Origin of the sequence: Paraburkholderia monticola (genome assembly GCF_001580545.1) — a bacterium.
Taxonomy (GTDB): domain Bacteria; phylum Pseudomonadota; class Gammaproteobacteria; order Burkholderiales; family Burkholderiaceae; genus Paraburkholderia; species Paraburkholderia monticola.
Genome location: NZ_LRBG01000008.1, coordinates 39,251 through 56,833, shown reverse-complemented (window position 1 = coordinate 56,833; position 17,583 = coordinate 39,251). Strand labels below are relative to the sequence as shown.

Genomic DNA, 17,583 nt, shown 5'->3' with positions numbered 1-17,583 from the left:
GTTATGCCCAAGCGGACAGACATCAAGAGCATCCTCATCATCGGCGCGGGTCCGATCATCATCGGCCAGGCGTGCGAGTTCGATTATTCGGGCGCGCAGGCATGCAAGGCGCTGCGTGAGGAAGGCTACAAGGTCATTCTCGTCAACAGCAATCCGGCGACGATCATGACCGACCCGAACACGGCCGACGTGACCTACATCGAGCCGATCACGTGGGAAGTGGTCGAGCGCATCATCGCGAAGGAGCGCCCGGACGCGATCCTGCCTACGATGGGCGGCCAGACCGCGCTGAACTGCGCGCTCGATCTGCACGCGCACGGCGTGCTGGCGAAATACGACGTCGAGCTGATCGGCGCATCGCCGGAAGCGATCGACAAGGCGGAAGACCGCCAGAAGTTCAAGGACGCGATGACCAAGATCGGCCTCGGTTCGGCCAAGTCGGGCACCGCGCATTCGATGGAAGAAGCGCTGCAGGTGCAGGCCAAGATCGCCGGGGAAACCGGCAGCGGCGGCTATCCGGTCGTGATCCGTCCGTCGTTCACGCTGGGCGGCTCGGGCGGTGGCATCGCGTACAACCGCGACGAGTTCGAAGAGATCTGCAAGCGCGGTCTCGACCTGTCGCCGACGCGCGAACTGCTGATCGAAGAGTCGCTGCTCGGCTGGAAAGAGTATGAGATGGAAGTGGTCCGCGACAAGGCGGACAACTGCATCATCGTCTGCTCGATTGAAAACCTCGACCCGATGGGCATCCACACCGGCGACTCGATCACGGTCGCGCCGGCGCAGACGCTGACCGACAAGGAATACCAGATCCTGCGTAACGCGTCGCTCGCGGTGCTGCGCGAGATCGGCGTCGACACGGGCGGCTCGAACGTGCAGTTCTCGATCAATCCGAAAGACGGCCGGATGATCGTGATCGAAATGAACCCGCGTGTGTCGCGTTCGTCGGCGCTGGCGTCGAAGGCCACCGGCTTCCCGATCGCGAAGGTCGCGGCGAAGCTGGCGGTCGGCTACACGCTGGACGAACTGAAGAACGAAATCACCGGCGGCCAGACCCCGGCGTCGTTCGAACCGACGATCGACTACGTCGTCACCAAGATCCCGCGCTTCGCGTTCGAGAAATTCCGCGAAGCCGATGCGCGCCTGACCACGCAGATGAAGTCGGTCGGCGAGGTGATGGCGATCGGCCGCACGTTCCAGGAGTCGTTCCAGAAAGCGCTGCGCGGCCTCGAAGTCGGCGTCGACGGTCTCGACGAGAAGACCACGAGTCGCGACGAGATCATCCGCGAGATCGGCGAAGCCGGTCCGGATCGTATCTGGTATGTGGGCGATGCGTTCCGCGTCGGCATGAGCGCGCAGGAAATCTTCGAAGAAACCGCGATCGACCCGTGGTTCCTCGCGCAGATCGAGCAGATCGTGCTGAAGGAAAAGGCGCTGGCCGGCCGCACGCTTGCGAGCCTCACGAAGGAAGAGCTGAAGTATCTGAAGCAGAGCGGCTTTTCGGATCGGCGTCTCGCCAGGCTGCTCGGCGCGAAGCCGGCGGACGTGCGCGCGCGTCGTATCGAGCTGAACGTGCGTCCGGTGTACAAGCGCGTCGATACCTGCGCGGCCGAGTTCGCGACGAAGACTGCTTACATGTACTCGACCTACGAGGAAGAGTGCGAAGCGAATCCGACCAGCAACAAGAAGATCATGGTGCTGGGCGGCGGTCCGAACCGGATCGGCCAGGGTATCGAGTTCGACTACTGCTGCGTGCACGCCGCGCTCGCGATGCGCGAGGACGGCTATGAAACGATAATGGTCAACTGCAATCCGGAAACCGTCTCGACCGATTACGACACCTCCGACCGTCTGTACTTCGAATCGCTGACGCTCGAAGACGTGCTCGAAATCGTCGACAAGGAAAAGCCGGTCGGCGTGATCGTGCAATACGGCGGCCAGACGCCGCTGAAGCTTGCGCTCGATCTCGAAGCGAACGGTGTGCCGATCATCGGCACGTCCCCGGACATGATCGACGCGGCAGAAGACCGCGAGCGCTTCCAGAAGCTGCTGCAGGACCTCGGTCTGCGTCAGCCGCCGAACCGCACCGCGCGCGCCGAAGACGAAGCGCTGAAGCTCGCCGACGAAATCGGCTATCCGCTTGTGGTGCGTCCGTCGTACGTGCTGGGCGGCCGCGCCATGGAAATCGTCCACGAGCCGCGTGACCTCGAACGCTATATGCGCGAGGCCGTCAAAGTGTCGAACGATTCGCCGGTGCTGCTCGACCGCTTCCTGAACGACGCGATCGAATGCGACGTGGATTGCATTTCGGATGGCGAAGCCGTGTTCATCGGCGGCGTGATGGAGCACATCGAACAGGCGGGCGTGCACTCGGGCGACTCGGCCTGTTCGTTGCCGCCGTATTCGCTGTCGAAGGCGACCGTCGCCGAACTGAAGCGCCAGACCGCCGCGATGGCGAAGGCACTGAACGTGGTCGGCCTGATGAACGTGCAGTTCGCGATCCAGCAGGTTCCGCAGGCTGACGGCTCGAAGGACGACATCATCTACGTGCTCGAAGTGAACCCGCGCGCGTCGCGCACGGTGCCGTACGTGTCGAAGGCGACCAGCCTGCCGCTCGCGAAGATCGCGGCGCGCGCCATGGTCGGCCAGAAGCTCGCCGCTCAAGGCGTGACGAAGGAAGTCGAACCGCCGTACTTCAGCGTGAAGGAAGCAGTGTTCCCGTTCGTCAAGTTCCCGGCTGTCGACCCGGTGCTCGGACCTGAAATGCGTTCGACCGGCGAAGTGATGGGTGTCGGCCAGACGTTCGGCGAGGCGCTGTTCAAGTCGCAGCTCGCGGCGGGTTCGCGTCTGCCGGAATCGGGCACGGTGCTGCTGACCGTGATGGACGCCGACAAGCCGAAGGCGGTCGAAGTCGCGCGCATGCTGCACGAACTCGGTTATCCGATCGTCGCGACCAAGGGCACGGCTGCCGCGATCGAAGCAGCGGGCGTGCCGGTCAAGGTCGTCAACAAGGTGAAGGACGGCCGTCCGCACATCGTGGACATGATCAAGAACGGCGAGATCGCACTCGTCTTCACGACCGTCGACGAAACGCGCGCGGCGATCGCCGATTCGCGTTCGATCCGCATGAGCGCGCAGGCGAACAAGGTCACCTACTACACGACGATGTCGGGCGCACGCGCGGCGGTGGAGGGTCTTCGCTATCTGAAGAACCTGGAAGTCTATGATTTACAAGGGCTCCATGCTCGCCTAAACTAAGGCTTCGACTACCTGTCCAAGATGTAAGTGCCGCGGTTAAGCGGCGTTCCGCAGGTGCTGCGGCCCGGGTCTGTCCATGGGCGGCGGCTTTCGCGGAATGCACTTAACCGCGGTGATTTTTTTTATGGCCGTTTTTTGCCTCCAGAGTTGTTTATGAGCACTATTCCATTGACGAAGCGCGGCGCAGACATGCTGCGCGATGAATTGCAGCGCCTGAAATCGGTTGAACGTCCGGCCGTGATCAACTCGATCGCGGAAGCGCGCGCCCAGGGCGATCTGTCGGAAAACGCGGAATACGACGCTGCGAAGGAAAAGCAGGGCTTCATCGAAGGCCGCATCGCCGAAATCGAGTCGAAGCTTGCGGGTGCGCAGGTGATCGATCCGTCGCAAGTCGAAGCGGATGGCCGTGTGGTGTTCGGCGCGACGCTCGAGCTCGAAGACCTCGAATCGGGTGCGTCGGTCAAATATCAGATCGTCGGTGACGACGAAGCGGACATCGATCACGGCCTGATCTCGATCAGCTCGCCGATCGCGCGTGCGTTGATCGGCAAATCGGAAGGCGACGTCGCGTCGGTGCAGGCGCCGGGCGGTGTGCGCGAATACGAAATCATCGCGGTCAGCTACGTCTGAGGATGGCGCCGGTGTCTCTGATGCCGCATCGTTTTTTCCGCCTGTTGACGGTGGTGTGGGTCGGTAGTCTGCTGACTATCGGCTATGCGGTGGCGCCCGTGTTGTTTACGACGCTCGACCGGAGCACGGCCGGTTCTGTCGCCGCGCAACTGTTTCGTATTCAGGGCGTGATTGGCGTGGTCTGTGGCATCTTGCTGCTCGGTCTGGCCAATCTGCTCGTGCGGCGCGGGAGTGGCGCGTATCGCCGCTTGCGCTGGCTACTCGCCGGCATGCTCGTATGCGTGCTGGTTGGATACTTCGCGTTGCAGCCGTTCATGAACGCGATCCGCGTTGCCGCGCTCGAGGCGGGCAGCGACGTCGGGCATTCCGTTTATGCGACGCGCTTCGGCATCTTGCACGGCGTGTCGAGTCTGTTCTATCTGGTCGAGAGCTTGCTGGGGCTTGCGCTGGTGTGGCTGCTGCCGGCGCGTGTAGACGCGGTGGCTGAGGAAGAGGGCGCGCGCGGAGTCGCGGGGAAGGTGGTGGGCTGAGGTTCGCGTGCGGCTGACGACGTGATTTGGTCGGCCCAACCGCAGCCCACTCGCGAGACGCTTCGAGCTTTTTTCTCGAGGCCGGCGCCGCGCCGCGTGAAGCGGCGGCGCACACCCGGCCGCGTCTTCGGTTACTTCGACGACTGATGCGAGCGCTTTGCGCTGGTTTGACGCTTTTTCGCTCGCTTGATGTTGCCACCTTGCGTCACGCGTTCATTGCCGCGCACCAGCACCGCTTTGGCTCGCGGCTTGCGCAACGGCACGTCGGTCGGCTTGACGACCTTGACGACGCGCGGCGCGCGTCCCTTGGCGGGGCGGGCTTCTTCGGCGGCCGCTTCGCGCGCGCTCGGCAACGCGCCACGCTTCGTTTTTGCCGCCGGCTGCGCCGATTCGGGCTTCCAGATCACGAGCAGCTTGCCGATATGCTGGATCGGCGCCGCGTTCAACGTGTCGCAGATTTCTTCGTAGATGGCGATGCGATCCTCGCGCTCGTCGCCGAACACGCGGATCTTGATCAGTTGATGCGCGGCGAGGTGCACCTTGATTTCAGCGAGCACCGCGTCGGTCAAGCCTTCGGCGCCGACGAGCACCACCGGTTTGAGCGCATGTGCCTGGGAGCGCAACTCGGCGCGTTGGTCGGAAGAGACTTTGAGGGCTGGCATGGAAAGTGGAAGACTCGACTAAAATAGCGGCTCCTGCGTTTTCGCCCGAGCGATTCGGGCGGCTTGATTCAACAGGGCGCGCGTCAGAACAACAGAATCGCGGATGGTCGCCAGTTTGGCGGGGCCGCGCGAATTAACCGCGTATTATCCCCTAAAGCGCGACCCGACGCAGCAATAGTTCAATCTTTAATGGCAAAAAACAAGTTCAATACCGCGTGGCTGCATGACCACATCAATGACCCGTACGTCAAAATGGCGCAGCGGGAAGGCTATCGCGCCCGCGCGGCCTACAAGCTCAAGGAAATCGACGAGCAGGACAAGCTGATCCGTCCGGGGCAGGTGATCGTCGATCTGGGTTCCACTCCAGGCAGCTGGAGCCAGTACGCGCGCAACAAGCTCGCGGGCGGCGCGCAGCGCAACGCGGAACGCGAAGGCGGTATCGACGGCACGATCATCGCGCTCGACATCCTGCCGATGGAGCCCGTGGCCGACGTCCACTTCATTCAGGGCGATTTCCGCGATGACTCGGTGCTGGTGCAACTCGAAGAATTGGTCGGCGCGCGCCAAGTAGACCTTGTAATTTCGGATATGGCACCCAACCTGTCTGGCGTGGCGATCGCGGATGCGGCGCGGATCGAGCATTTGTGTGACCTCGCGCTCGAATTCGCGCAAAATCACCTTAAATCGGATGGCGCCCTTTTAGTCAAATGCTTTCACGGCAGTGGCTATAGTCAGATCGTCGAAAAGTTTAAACGCCAGTTCAAGGTGGTGGGGGCTCGCAAGCCTAAGGCGTCGCGGGATAAATCGTCAGAAACATTTATTTTGGGTAAGCATTTGAAACGTCCCGCATAAGGGGGCGCCAAGCCGGTTCTACCTCTGCCAATAACGAATCCGATGCGTCGGAGACCGGCGTCAAACCGGTCCGCAACCCTATTTCCGCGGTAGCGAAACGTTATGGCAGGGGTCTGCGGACTGGATTAGAATGCTTTCGTGGTGCCGCAAGGCAAATGTAGGCGCCCGTCTAAGTGAAGGAGTGGTGCTTTGAACAACAATATGTTTTCGAAAGCAGCAGTGTGGCTGGTGATCGCACTGGTGCTGTTTACGGTGTTCAAGCAGTTCGACAAGCCCCGTGTCCAGGAAGGTGTTTCCTATTCGCAGTTCATGGACGACGCGAAGAACGGCAAAGTCAAGAACGTCATTGTCCAGGGGCGGAACCTCACGGTCACTCCAGCAGACGGCCAGAAGTACCAGATCGTGTCGCCGGGCGACATCTGGATGGTCGGCGATCTGATGAAGTACGGCGTACAGGTGAGCGGCAAGGCTGACGACGAACCCAACGCACTGATGTCCGTGCTGTATTACCTCGGGCCGACGATCCTGATCATCGGTTTCTGGTTCTACATGATGCGACAGATGCAGGGGGGCGGCAAAGGCGGGGCCTTCTCGTTTGGCAAGTCGCGCGCGCGGCTGATCGACGAGAACAACAACGCAATCAATTTCACCGACGTCGCCGGTTGCGACGAAGCCAAGGAAGAAGTGTCGGAACTCGTCGACTTCCTCCGCGATCCGCAGAAATTCCAGAAGCTCGGTGGTCGTATTCCGCGTGGGGTGCTGCTCGTTGGCCCGCCGGGAACGGGTAAGACGCTGCTCGCGCGTGCCATCGCCGGCGAGGCGAAGGTGCCGTTCTTCAGCATTTCGGGTTCGGACTTCGTGGAAATGTTCGTCGGTGTCGGCGCGGCTCGTGTGCGCGACATGTTCGAGCAGGCCAAGAAGCACGCGCCGTGTATCGTGTTCATCGACGAAATCGACGCTGTCGGTCGTCATCGCGGCGCAGGCATGGGCGGTGGTAACGACGAGCGCGAGCAGACGCTGAACCAGATGCTCGTCGAAATGGACGGTTTCGAGGCGAACTCGGGTGTCATCGTGATCGCCGCGACGAACCGTTCGGACGTGCTCGACAAGGCGCTCTTGCGTCCCGGCCGTTTCGACCGCCAGGTCTACGTCGGGCTGCCCGATATCCGCGGCCGCGAGCACATCATGAAGGTGCACCTGCGCAAGGTGCCGATCTCGAACGACGTCGATGCGGCAGTGATCGCGCGCGGCACCCCGGGTTTCTCGGGCGCCGACCTGGCAAACCTCGTGAACGAAGCAGCACTGTTCGCGGCTCGCCGCGGCAAGCGCATCGTCGAAATGACGGACTTCGAGGACGCGAAGGACAAGATTTTCATGGGTCCCGAACGCAAGTCGGCCGTGATCCGCGAAGAATCGAAGCGTGCTACCGCCTATCACGAATCGGGTCACGCGGTGATCGCGAAGCTGTTGCCGAAGGCCGATCCGGTGCACAAGGTCACGATCATTCCGCGCGGCCGTGCGTTGGGTGTCACGTGGCAGTTGCCGGAGCACGACAACGAGACGTACTCGAAGGACTATTTGCTTGACCGTCTCGCGATCCTGTTCGGTGGCCGCGTCGCGGAAGAGCTGTTCCTGAACCTGATCAGCACCGGCGCGTCGGACGACTTCAACAAGGCGACGCAGACGGCCCGTGCAATGGTCGCCCGTTTCGGTATGACGGACGCGCTTGGACCGATGGTCTATGTCGATGACGAGAACGATGCTTCGCCGTTCGGCCGCGGCTTTACGCGGACCATCTCGGAAGCGACGCAGCAGAAGGTCGACGCGGAAATCCGCCGTGTGCTGGACGAGCAGTACAATCTCGCGCGACGCCTGCTCGACGAGAACCGCGACAAGGTCGAAGCGATGACCGCCGCACTGATGGAGTGGGAGACGATCGACGCCGATCAGATCAACGACATCATGGCAGGCCGTCCGCCGCGTTCGCCGAAGAGCTCGCCGCCGTCGGCAAGCGACGCTTCGTCGGGTGGCAGCCCGGGCACCGAAGTCAAGCCCGGCAGCGCGACCGCTCCGGCCTGATCGGTAACCAGTAGAAAGTGCGGGCCGGTGTGCTACACACCGGCCCGTTTTGCATTTATCCGTTCCAAGTGAAGCACTGCTACGTGTCGACAGTCGATTCTTCTTCCGTTCCCCTTCCAGAGCCGTTGCAATGCGGCCGCTTCAAGCTGACGTTTGAACGCCCGTTGGTCATGGGCATCCTGAACGTCACACCCGATTCCTTTTCCGATGGCGGCCTGTACGCGATGCGCGGCGATGCGCTGCGCCAGGCCGAGCGCATGATGCTCGAGGGCGCTGACATCATCGACATCGGCGGCGAATCGACGCGTCCAGGCGCGCCGCCGGTGCCGCTCGACGAAGAACTGGAGCGCGTGCTGCCGCTCATCGAACAACTGCGCGGCGCGAACGTGCCGTTGTCGGTCGATACGTACAAGCCGGAAGTGATGCGTCATGCGTTGAATGCGGGCGCCGACCTGATCAACGACATCTGGGGTTTCCGCATGCCCGGCGCGATCGACGCGGTGCGCGACAGCGACTGCGGCATTTGCGTGATGCATATGCTCGGTGAACCGCAGACCATGCAAGTCGGCGAGCCGCACTATGACGACGTCGTCGGCGACGTGCGCCAGTTCCTGGAGGAGCGCGTCGCGACGTTGCAGCAGGCGGGGATTGCGCGCGAGCGCATCAGCGTCGATCCGGGTTTCGGCTTCGGCAAGACCGTCGTCGAGCACAACTATGCGTTGCTCGCGCATCTGCGGGACACGGCGCCGCGCGCCGCGTCGCCGTATCCGATCCTTGCGGGTGTGTCGCGCAAGTCGATGATCGGCGCGGTGACGGGGCGCCCCGCGCCAGAGCGCGTGGCCGGCAGCATCGCCGCGGCGGTGTGCGCGGCCGAGCGGGGCGCCGCGATTCTGCGCGTACACGACGTCGCACAAACAGTCGATGCATTGAAAGTATGGGCAACCCTACGCGACGCGGCCAAGGCGAGCCGCGCGCACGGTTGAACCCTCAGTCAGATACAGGGAGATCAAATATGGCACGTCGTTACTTCGGAACGGACGGCATTCGAGGCAAGGTCGGCGAAGGTCCGATCACACCGGAATTCGTGTTGCGGCTCGGCTACGCGGCCGGCAAAGTGCTCGCGGGCGCCGATCGTTGGGCCAAAACGGGCACGCGTCCGACGGTGCTGATCGGCAAAGATACCCGGGTGTCCGGCTACATGCTCGAAGCCGCGCTCGAATCGGGCTTTTCGGCGGCCGGCGTCGACGTGATGCTGGCCGGCCCGATGCCGACGCCCGGCATCGCCTATCTGACGCGTGCGCTGCGGCTTGCCGCGGGCGTCGTGATCAGCGCGTCGCACAACCCGTACTACGACAATGGCATCAAGTTCTTTTCGGCCGACGGCAACAAGCTGCCGGACGACGTCGAGGCGCAAATCGAAGAGCAGCTCGAGTTGCCGCTCGCGTGCGCGGCCTCGGAGCGACTGGGCAAGGCGCGTCGTCTCGACGACGCGGCTGGCCGCTACATCGAGTTCTGCAAGAGCACGTTCCCGGCCGCGTACGACCTGCGCGGCATGAAGCTCGTCGTCGATTGCGCACATGGCGCCGCGTACGACGTCGCGCCGCACGTGTTCCATGAACTCGGCGCGGAAGTGATCCCGATCGGCGTCTCGCCGAACGGCTTCAATATCAACGACGGCGTCGGTGCGACCGCGCCGGATGCGCTGGTTCGCGCGGTGCGGGCGAACCACGCGGACCTCGGCATCGCGCTCGATGGCGACGCCGACCGTCTGCAGGTCGTCGACGCGTCCGGCCGCCTGTTCAATGGCGACGAACTGTTGTACGTGCTGGTCAAGGACCGCATCGCGACCGCGGGCCACGTGGAAGGAGCGGTCGGTACGCTGATGACCAACATGGCCGTGGAAGTCGCGCTGCAGCACGCCGGCGTCAAGTTCGTGCGTGCCGCGGTCGGCGACCGCTATGTGCTCGAGCAGCTTCGCGAGCACGGCTGGCAGCTCGGCGCGGAAGGCTCGGGTCACATTCTGTCGCTCGATCGCCATTCGACTGGCGACGGTATCGTGTCCGCGCTGCTCGTGCTCGCGGCGATGCAGCGCAGCGGCAAATCGCTCGCGGATCTGCTCGATGGCATCACGCTGTTTCCGCAGAAGCTGATCAACGTGCGCATGAAGCCCGGCGCGGACTGGAAGGGCAGCGAGACGATCCGTCGCGCGATCAAGGAGGCCGAAGGCGCGCTCGACGGCCGCGGCCGCGTGCTGATCCGCGCGTCGGGCACCGAACCGGTCCTGCGCGTGATGGTCGAGGCGCAGAACGTCGCGGATGCGCTTGAACATTCGGAAGCGATTGCCGAAGCCGTGCGGGAAGCAACGGCCTGATCGGCTTCGAGGTAGGCGGGCGGCCGGTGGAGACCGCCTGCCGCCGCCTGCTGCCGCCTGCCTTCCCAGGGCAGCCAGGCCCACCCCGCGTCCGCCAAAAGTCCGGCGCATCCCGCACAAAAACCCGCCCCCACGCTGAGCGCAAACGTTCACGCCCCATCTTTTCCGCCTTCCTTGCGTACTGCGATGCAACCCGCATCGCAGTAGCAGCAATTTGCCGGCTCCGGCACCTTTCACCCGGTAATATTACTGTCACATCTGATTCACGATCAGTCACGTTTTTGTCATAAAGAGACCCTAAGCTTCGCGGTGTTCGCGTTTTCCGCTCACACTACACGCTCACACTCCCTTGGAGGTCTCATGAAATTGATGCAAACCGTGTTCGCTGGCGTCGCTGGCGCGCTCTTCGCAATCGCAGCGCAAGCAGCAGACATCACCGGCGCGGGCAGCACGTTCGCGGCACCGATCTATACGAAGTGGGCCGACGCTTATCAGAAGTCCGGCGGCGGCAAGGTCAACTACCAAGGTATCGGTTCCTCGGGCGGCGTGAAGCAGATCGTCGCGAAGACCGTCGATTTCGCCGGTTCGGACGCGCCGCTGAAGGACGACGAACTCGCCAAGGAAGGCCTGTTCCAGTTCCCGACGGTGGTCGGCGGCGTGGTGCCGGCCGTCAACGTGCCGGGCGTGAAGCCGGGCGAACTGGTGCTGTCGGGTGAAGTGCTCGGCGACATCTACCTGGGCAAGATCAAGAAGTGGAATGACCCGGCGATCGCCGCGCTGAACCCGAAGGTCAAGCTGCCGGATCTGGACATCGCCGTGGTGCGCCGCGCCGACGGTTCGGGCACCAGCTTCATCTGGACGAACTACCTGTCGAAGGTCAACCCGGAATGGAAGGCGAAGGTCGGTGAAGGTTCGACGGTCAACTGGCCGACCGGCACGGGCGGCAAGGGCAACGACGGCGTCGCGGCATTCGTGCAGCGTCTGCCGGGCGCCATCGGCTACGTCGAATGGGCATACGCGAAGCAGAACCACATGAATTACGTCGCGATGAAGAACGAAGCCGGCGCTGTGGTTCAGCCGCAGACCGAAACGTTCAAGGCGGCGGCTGCTGGCGCGGACTGGTCGAAGTCGTTCTACCAGATCCTGACGAACGAGCCGGGCAAGAACGCATGGCCGATCGTCGGCGCGACGTTCGTGCTGCTGCACACGACGCAGGACAAGGCGCCGCAAGGCACGGAAACGCTGAAGTTCTTCGACTGGGCGTTCAAGAACGGCGGCACGGCTGCGAACGATCTGGACTACATCTCGCTGCCGGAATCGGTCGTCTCGGAAATCCGCACGCAGTGGAAGCAGAAGGTGAAGGATTCGGCAGGCAAGACGCTGGCCGAGTAAGTGGCACAGGCGCGCTGATCGCGCGCGGGCGCGGCCGGTCGACGCCGCGCCCTGTCGTATCCTGGCCGTCCTCGTATGAGGACGGCCTATGACATTGATGCGGCATGTGCCGCAAGCATTACCGACCGCCCGACATGTGTCGTCCGGCAACTGGAAACAGGTCCCTCAGGCTCTCATGTCCGATATTCGTCTAGCGTCCGGCACGGGCCGGGCCACTCCGCCTGGCAGCGCGTCGCAGCAGAAAGCGCCTGGTCGTTCCGGCGATGTGGTCTTCGGCGGCCTCGCACGCCTTTCCGCCATCGTTACGCTGTTGCTGCTCGGCGGCATCATCGTGTCGCTGATCATCGCCTCGATGCCGTCGATTCGCGAGTTCGGTCTCGCGTTCCTGTGGACCGCAGTCTGGGATCCACCCAGCAAGCAATTTGGCGCGCTCGTGCCGATCTACGGCACCCTTGCGACGTCGATCATTGCGCTCATCATCGCGGTGCCGGTCAGCTTCGGCATTGCGCTATTCCTGACCGAACTGTCGCCCGCCTGGCTGCGCCGGCCGCTCGGCATCGCGATCGAGCTGCTCGCCGCGATTCCGTCGATCGTGTACGGCATGTGGGGTCTGCTCGTGTTCGCGCCGATCTTCGCAATGTGGTTCCAGAAGCCGCTCGGCGCGGTGCTCGGCGGCATTCCGATCGTCGGCGCGCTGTTCTCGGGCCCGCCGATCGGCATCGGCATTCTGTGCGCGGGCGTGATCCTCGCGATCATGATCATCCCGTACATCGCCTCGGTGATGCGCGACGTGTTCGAAGTGACGCCGGTGCTGCTGAAGGAATCGGCCTACGGTATCGGCTGCACGACCTGGGAAGTGATGTGGAAGATCGTGCTGCCTTTCACGAAGAGCGGTGTGATCGGCGGCGTCATGCTCGGCCTCGGCCGCGCGCTCGGTGAGACGATGGCGGTCACGTTCGTGATCGGCAACACCAACCTGCTCGACAACATTTCGCTGTTTTCGCCGGGCAACAGCATCACGTCGGCGCTCGCCAACGAGTTCGCGGAAGCGGACCCGGGCCTGCATACGTCGGCGCTGATGGAGCTCGGCCTGATCCTGTTCGTGATTACTTTCATCGTGCTGGCGATTTCGAAAATCATGCTGCTGCGTCTCGAGAAAGGGGAGGGCGCGAAATGAGCGGACCGTCCCTGAATATGCCGGGTCTGAAGGACCCCGCGGCGCTCGAATCGATGCGCGTGCGTCTGCAAGGGCGTCGTCGCATGACCAACGCGGTCGCGCTGACGCTGTCGCTCGCCGCGATGGCCTTCGGTCTCCTGTGGCTCGTCTGGATTCTGTATACGACGCTGCGTCTCGGTATCGGCGGCCTGTCGCTCGAACTGTTCACGCAGTCGACGCCGCCGCCGAACACCGACGGCGGTGGCCTCGCCAACGCGATCGTCGGCAGCCTGATGCTGGTCGGGCTCGCGACCTTCGTGGGCACGCCGATCGGCATCATGGCGGGCGTCTATCTCGCCGAATACGGCCAGAAAGGCTGGCTCGCGAACCTCACGCGCTTCATCAACGACATTCTGCTGTCGGCGCCGTCGATCGTGATCGGTCTGTTCGTCTACGCGCTCGTCGTCGCGAAGATGGGCCACTTCAGCGGCTGGTCCGGTGTGCTCGCGCTGGCGCTGCTGCAGGTTCCGATCGTGATCCGCACGACCGAAAACATGCTGAAACTCGTGCCGAACGCGATGCGTGAAGCGGCGTTCGCACTCGGCACGCCGAAGTGGAAGATGGTGCTGTCGATCACGCTGAAGGCGTCGATCGCGGGTATCGTCACCGGCGTGCTGCTCGGGGTCGCGCGCATTGCCGGCGAAACCGCGCCGCTGCTCTTCACCGCGTTGTCGAACCAGTTCTTCTCGGTCGATATGGGCCAACCGGTCGCGAACCTGCCGGTCACGATCTACAAGTTTGCGATGAGCCCGTTCGCGCAGTGGCAATCGCTCGCGTGGGCCGGCGTCTTCCTGATCACGCTCGCGGTGCTGGGATTGAACATCCTTGCGCGCACGATCTTCTCGAACAAGTAAGGGCGGAGTGAATCCGATGAACATGGCAGAAACCCAACTTAATCCGATCGGGCACGCAGCGGCGCCCGCGGGCTCCGACCCCGAAACGAGCGCTCACGCGCAAACGCCGTCGCGTCCGAAGATCGAGGTCAAGGACCTGAACTTCTTCTACGGCAAGTACCACGCGCTGAAGAACATCAATCTGCAGATTCCCGAGGGCAAGGTGACCGCGTTCATCGGCCCGTCGGGCTGCGGCAAGTCCACGCTGCTGCGTACCTTCAACAAGATGTACGCGCTCTATCCGGAGCAGCGCGCGGAAGGCGAAATCGTGATGGACGGCGAGAATCTGCTGACCACGCGCCAGGACATTTCGCTGCTGCGCGCGCGCATCGGCATGGTGTTCCAGAAGCCGACGCCGTTCCCGATGTCGATCTACGACAACATCGCGTTCGGCGTGAAGATGTTCGAGAAGCTGTCGCGCTCGGAAATGGACGACCGCGTCGAATGGGCGCTGACGAAGGCGGCGCTGTGGAACGAAGTGAAGGACAAGCTCGGCCAGAGCGGCTACGGATTGTCGGGCGGCCAGCAGCAGCGTCTGTGTATTGCGCGCGGGATCGCGATTCGCCCCGAAGTGCTGCTGCTCGACGAGCCGTGCTCGGCGCTCGACCCGATCTCGACGGGCCGCATCGAAGAGCTGATCGCCGAACTGAAGAGCGACTACACGGTCGTGATCGTCACGCACAACATGCAGCAGGCTGCCCGCTGTTCGGACTACACTGCCTATATGTACCTCGGTGAACTGATCGAATTCGGCGATACCGAAAAGATCTTCATCAAGCCGGTCCGCAAGGAAACCGAGGACTACATCACTGGCCGCTTCGGCTGATACGCCGGGCAATACAACGGAGTACGACATGTCCGATAAACATCTGTCCAGCCAGTTCGACGCCGATCTGAATCTGGTTTCGTCGAAGGTGCTCGAAATGGGCGGGCTCGTCGAGTCGCAGATCGTCAACGCGATGCAGGCGCTCAATGAATTCGACCTCAACGTGGCCGAGCAGGTCATCGCCGCCGAAGAGCGTCTGAACCGGATGGAAGTCGAAATCGACGAAGAGTGCAGCAACATCATCGCGCGCCGTCAGCCGGCCGCGCGCGACCTGCGCCTGCTGATCGCGATCTCGAAGACCATCACGAACCTCGAGCGCGCCGGCGACGAAGCCGAGAAGATCGCGAAACGCACCAAGCGTCTGATGGAAGACGGCGCCTCGCGCACCATCAACATCGCCGAGATCAAGCTGTCCGGCGAAATGGCGGTGTCGATCCTGCGCCGCGCGCTCGACGCGTTCGCGCGTCTCGACACGGTCGCCGCCGCGCAGATCGTGCGCGACGACAAGGCGATCGACGAGGAATTCCGCGCCTTCGTGCGCAAGCTGATTTCGTATATGACCGAAGATCCGCGTTCGATCTCGGTGGGCCTCGACTTCCTGTTCATCGCCAAGGCGATCGAGCGGATCGGCGATCACGCCAAGAACATCGCTGAGTTCATCATTTACATCGTGAAGGGTACCGACGTGCGGCACCAGTCGCGCGACACGCTCGAACGCGAAGCGCTCAGCTAATCCAGAGAAAAGGAACAGAGGTGCCGATGCCCAGCAGCATTCTCGTCATTGAAGATGAGCCCGCCATTTCCGAACTGATTTCGGTCAATCTTCAACACGCCGGACACTGTCCGATCCGGGCGTACAACGCGGAGCAGGCACACAACCTGATCAGCGACGTGCTCCCCGATCTCGTGCTGCTCGACTGGATGTTGCCGGGCAAATCGGGGATTTCGTTCGCGCGCGATCTGCGCAACAACGAGCGAACGAAGCATATCCCGATCATCATGCTGACCGCGCGTGGCGACGAGCAGGACAAGGTGCTCGGCCTCGAAATCGGCGCCGACGACTACGTCACGAAGCCGTTCTCGCCGAAGGAACTGATGGCGCGCATCAAGGCGGTGCTGCGCCGCCGTGCGCCGCAGCTGACCGAAGACGTGGTCGCGATCAACGGCCTGAAGCTCGATCCGGCCACCCATCGCGTCGCCGCACATGCTGAAGGCAGCGAGATCAAGCTCGATCTCGGCCCGACCGAATTCCGTCTGCTGCACTTTTTCATGACTCACCCGGAGCGCGTGCACAGCCGCACGCAACTGCTCGACCAGGTGTGGGGCGATCACGTGTTCGTCGAGGAGCGTACCGTCGACGTGCATATCAAGCGCCTGCGCGCGGCACTCAAGCCCGCCGGGTGCGATGCTATGATTGAAACGGTACGCGGCAGCGGCTATCGGCTGGCGAAGAGCGCCTGATAGCCGTCGGCGGTACATTGCACTGTGCCGCCAGACCTCCCTCCTGCGCTGTATTTTCTCTTCGATCGCTAGACCATGAACATCATCTGGGCGCGGTCCCTCGTGTCGGTCGTGCTGCTTGCTGTTCTGTGCGCGGTGGTCGGCGCACTGGTGAACGTCAAGGCGGGCCTCGCTCTCGCCATTGTCATGCTGCTCGCGCAGAGCATCTTCAGCACTTTCCACAAGCAGCGTCTGTGGCGTCTGCTCGACGCGCCGGTGTACGGCGAAGTGCCGAGCGCCCCTGGCATCTGGGGCGAAATCTACTACCGTCTGCACAAGCTCGCGAAGCGCTGGCACGCCCAGGTGCGCCAGGTCGAGCAGCAGCATTCGCGCTTCATCCAGGCGATCCAGGCGTCGCCGAACGGCGTCGCGATGCTCGACGATCACGATCAGATCGAATGGTGCAACGCGATTTCCGAAAGCCACTTCGGGCTCGATGCGAAGCGTGATCTACGTCAGCACATCACGCACCTGGTGCGTCATCCGGAATTCGTGCGCTATCTGAATTCGCATCGGTACGAGGAAATGCTGATCATGCGCGGCATGGGCGACAAGCGCCAGAACGTGCTGTCTGTGCAGGTGTTTCCTTATGGCGACAATCGCAAGCTCGTGCTGTCGCAGGACATCACCGAGCTGGAGCGCACCGATGCGATGCGGCGCGACTTCGTCGCCAACGTGTCGCACGAATTGAAAACACCGCTCACCGTGCTGTCCGGTTTTCTCGAGACGATGCGCGAGCTGCCGTTGAGCGAAGGCGAACGCGCGCGCTATCTCGAGTTGATGGAGCAGCAGGCGTCGCGCATGCGTCATATCGTCAGCGATCTGCTCGTGCTCGCGACGCTCGAGGGCGACAACAAGACGCCGAGCGATCAGATGATCGACATGCACGCGGTGTTGCGGCATCTGCGCGACGACGCGCAAAGCCTGTCCGGCGATCATCACAAGATCGTCTTCGATGCCGACGAGGCGCTGACCGTCACCGGCGTCGAAACCGAGATTCTCAGCGCGTTCGGCAATCTGGTGACGAACGCGATCCGCTATACGCCGGATGGCGGCTCGATCAAGGTCAACTGGCGCGCGCAGGGCGGCCATGCGGTGTTCTCGGTCACCGATAGCGGCTTCGGTATTCCGGCTGCCGATATCCCGCGGCTCACCGAGCGCTTCTATCGCGTCGATCGCAGCCGTTCGCGTGACACGGGCGGCACCGGCCTCGGTCTTGCGATCGTCAAGCACGTGCTGCAACGGCACGATGCGCAACTCGACGTGAAGAGCGAAGAAGGGCGCGGCAGCACGTTCACGGTGCGCTTTCCGGTGTCCCGAACGGCGCGTTGCCAGACCGCGCAGGTTTGAACGCGACAATCGGCGACGACGCCG

General features: G+C 62.9%; 15 protein-coding genes. 14 read left to right on the top strand and 1 reads right to left on the bottom strand.

Annotated features, from left to right (window positions below; translation table 11 throughout):
• Positions 1-3: 3 nt before the first annotated feature.
• The 3 genes from carB to CI15_RS11355 all read left to right on the top strand — a co-directional run bounded on the left by carB (position 4) and on the right by CI15_RS11355 (position 4,418).
• The gene (gene carB, locus CI15_RS11365; RefSeq protein ID WP_062127757.1) at positions 4-3,258 is read left to right on the top strand and encodes a carbamoyl-phosphate synthase large subunit; all 3,255 of its coding nucleotides are present in this window, start codon (positions 4-6) and stop codon (positions 3,256-3,258) included.
• 153 nt (positions 3,259-3,411) lie between these two features.
• Entirely contained in the window at positions 3,412-3,888 is a 477-nt protein-coding gene (gene greA, locus CI15_RS11360; RefSeq protein ID WP_062127755.1) for a transcription elongation factor GreA, read from the top strand.
• Between the two features lie 20 nt (positions 3,889-3,908).
• Entirely contained in the window at positions 3,909-4,418 is a 510-nt protein-coding gene (locus CI15_RS11355; RefSeq protein ID WP_174543223.1) for a DUF4149 domain-containing protein, read from the top strand.
• A 131-nt stretch (positions 4,419-4,549) separates the two neighbouring features.
• Here CI15_RS11355 and CI15_RS11350 read toward each other — a convergent pair whose 3' ends face one another.
• The gene (locus CI15_RS11350) at positions 4,550-5,080 is read right to left on the bottom strand and encodes a YhbY family RNA-binding protein (protein WP_062127751.1); all 531 of its coding nucleotides are present in this window, start codon (positions 5,078-5,080) and stop codon (positions 4,550-4,552) included.
• Positions 5,081-5,269: 189 nt separating this feature from the next.
• On the opposite strand from CI15_RS11350, the gene CI15_RS11345 reads away from it, so the two are divergent.
• From CI15_RS11345 to phoR, 11 genes are all read left to right on the top strand, one after another.
• Positions 5,270-5,932, top strand: coding sequence for an RlmE family RNA methyltransferase (locus tag CI15_RS11345; RefSeq protein WP_062127749.1), 663 nt, complete (start codon positions 5,270-5,272; stop codon positions 5,930-5,932).
• A gap of 189 nt (positions 5,933-6,121) precedes the next feature.
• Positions 6,122-8,011, top strand: a complete 1,890-nt coding sequence (gene ftsH, locus CI15_RS11340) for an ATP-dependent zinc metalloprotease FtsH (RefSeq protein WP_062127747.1) — start codon at positions 6,122-6,124, stop codon at positions 8,009-8,011.
• Positions 8,012-8,094: 83 nt separating this feature from the next.
• Complete coding sequence (gene folP / locus CI15_RS11335; protein WP_062127961.1) at positions 8,095-8,994, top strand: dihydropteroate synthase; 900 nt, start codon at positions 8,095-8,097, stop codon at positions 8,992-8,994.
• 29 nt (positions 8,995-9,023) lie between these two features.
• On the top strand, positions 9,024-10,382 hold the full coding sequence (glmM, locus tag CI15_RS11330; RefSeq protein WP_062127745.1) for a phosphoglucosamine mutase: 1,359 nt from the start codon (positions 9,024-9,026) through the stop codon (positions 10,380-10,382).
• 360 nt (positions 10,383-10,742) lie between these two features.
• Positions 10,743-11,774 carry a phosphate ABC transporter substrate-binding protein PstS gene (gene pstS, locus CI15_RS11325; RefSeq protein ID WP_062127743.1) on the top strand — a complete coding sequence of 344 codons (1,032 nt, stop codon included), beginning with the start codon at positions 10,743-10,745 and terminating at the stop codon, positions 11,772-11,774.
• Between the two features lie 175 nt (positions 11,775-11,949).
• Entirely contained in the window at positions 11,950-12,951 is a 1,002-nt protein-coding gene (gene pstC, locus CI15_RS11320; protein WP_062127741.1) for a phosphate ABC transporter permease PstC, read from the top strand.
• Positions 12,948-13,844, top strand: a complete 897-nt coding sequence (pstA, locus tag CI15_RS11315) for a phosphate ABC transporter permease PstA (RefSeq protein WP_062127739.1) — start codon at positions 12,948-12,950, stop codon at positions 13,842-13,844. Before pstC ends, pstA begins: the two co-directional genes overlap by 4 nt.
• Positions 13,845-13,860: 16 nt before the next feature.
• Positions 13,861-14,709 carry a phosphate ABC transporter ATP-binding protein PstB gene (pstB, locus tag CI15_RS11310; protein WP_062127736.1) on the top strand — a complete coding sequence of 283 codons (849 nt, stop codon included), beginning with the start codon at positions 13,861-13,863 and terminating at the stop codon, positions 14,707-14,709.
• Positions 14,710-14,737: 28 nt separating this feature from the next.
• The gene (gene phoU / locus CI15_RS11305; RefSeq protein WP_062127733.1) at positions 14,738-15,442 is read left to right on the top strand and encodes a phosphate signaling complex protein PhoU; all 705 of its coding nucleotides are present in this window, start codon (positions 14,738-14,740) and stop codon (positions 15,440-15,442) included.
• A gap of 26 nt (positions 15,443-15,468) precedes the next feature.
• Entirely contained in the window at positions 15,469-16,170 is a 702-nt protein-coding gene (gene phoB / locus CI15_RS11300; RefSeq protein WP_008922879.1) for a phosphate regulon transcriptional regulator PhoB, read from the top strand.
• A gap of 75 nt (positions 16,171-16,245) precedes the next feature.
• Positions 16,246-17,559 (top strand): phosphate regulon sensor histidine kinase PhoR, encoded by a 1,314-nt coding sequence (gene phoR / locus CI15_RS11295; RefSeq protein ID WP_062127731.1) that lies wholly within the window; start codon positions 16,246-16,248, stop codon positions 17,557-17,559.
• Positions 17,560-17,583: the final 24 nt, after the last annotated feature.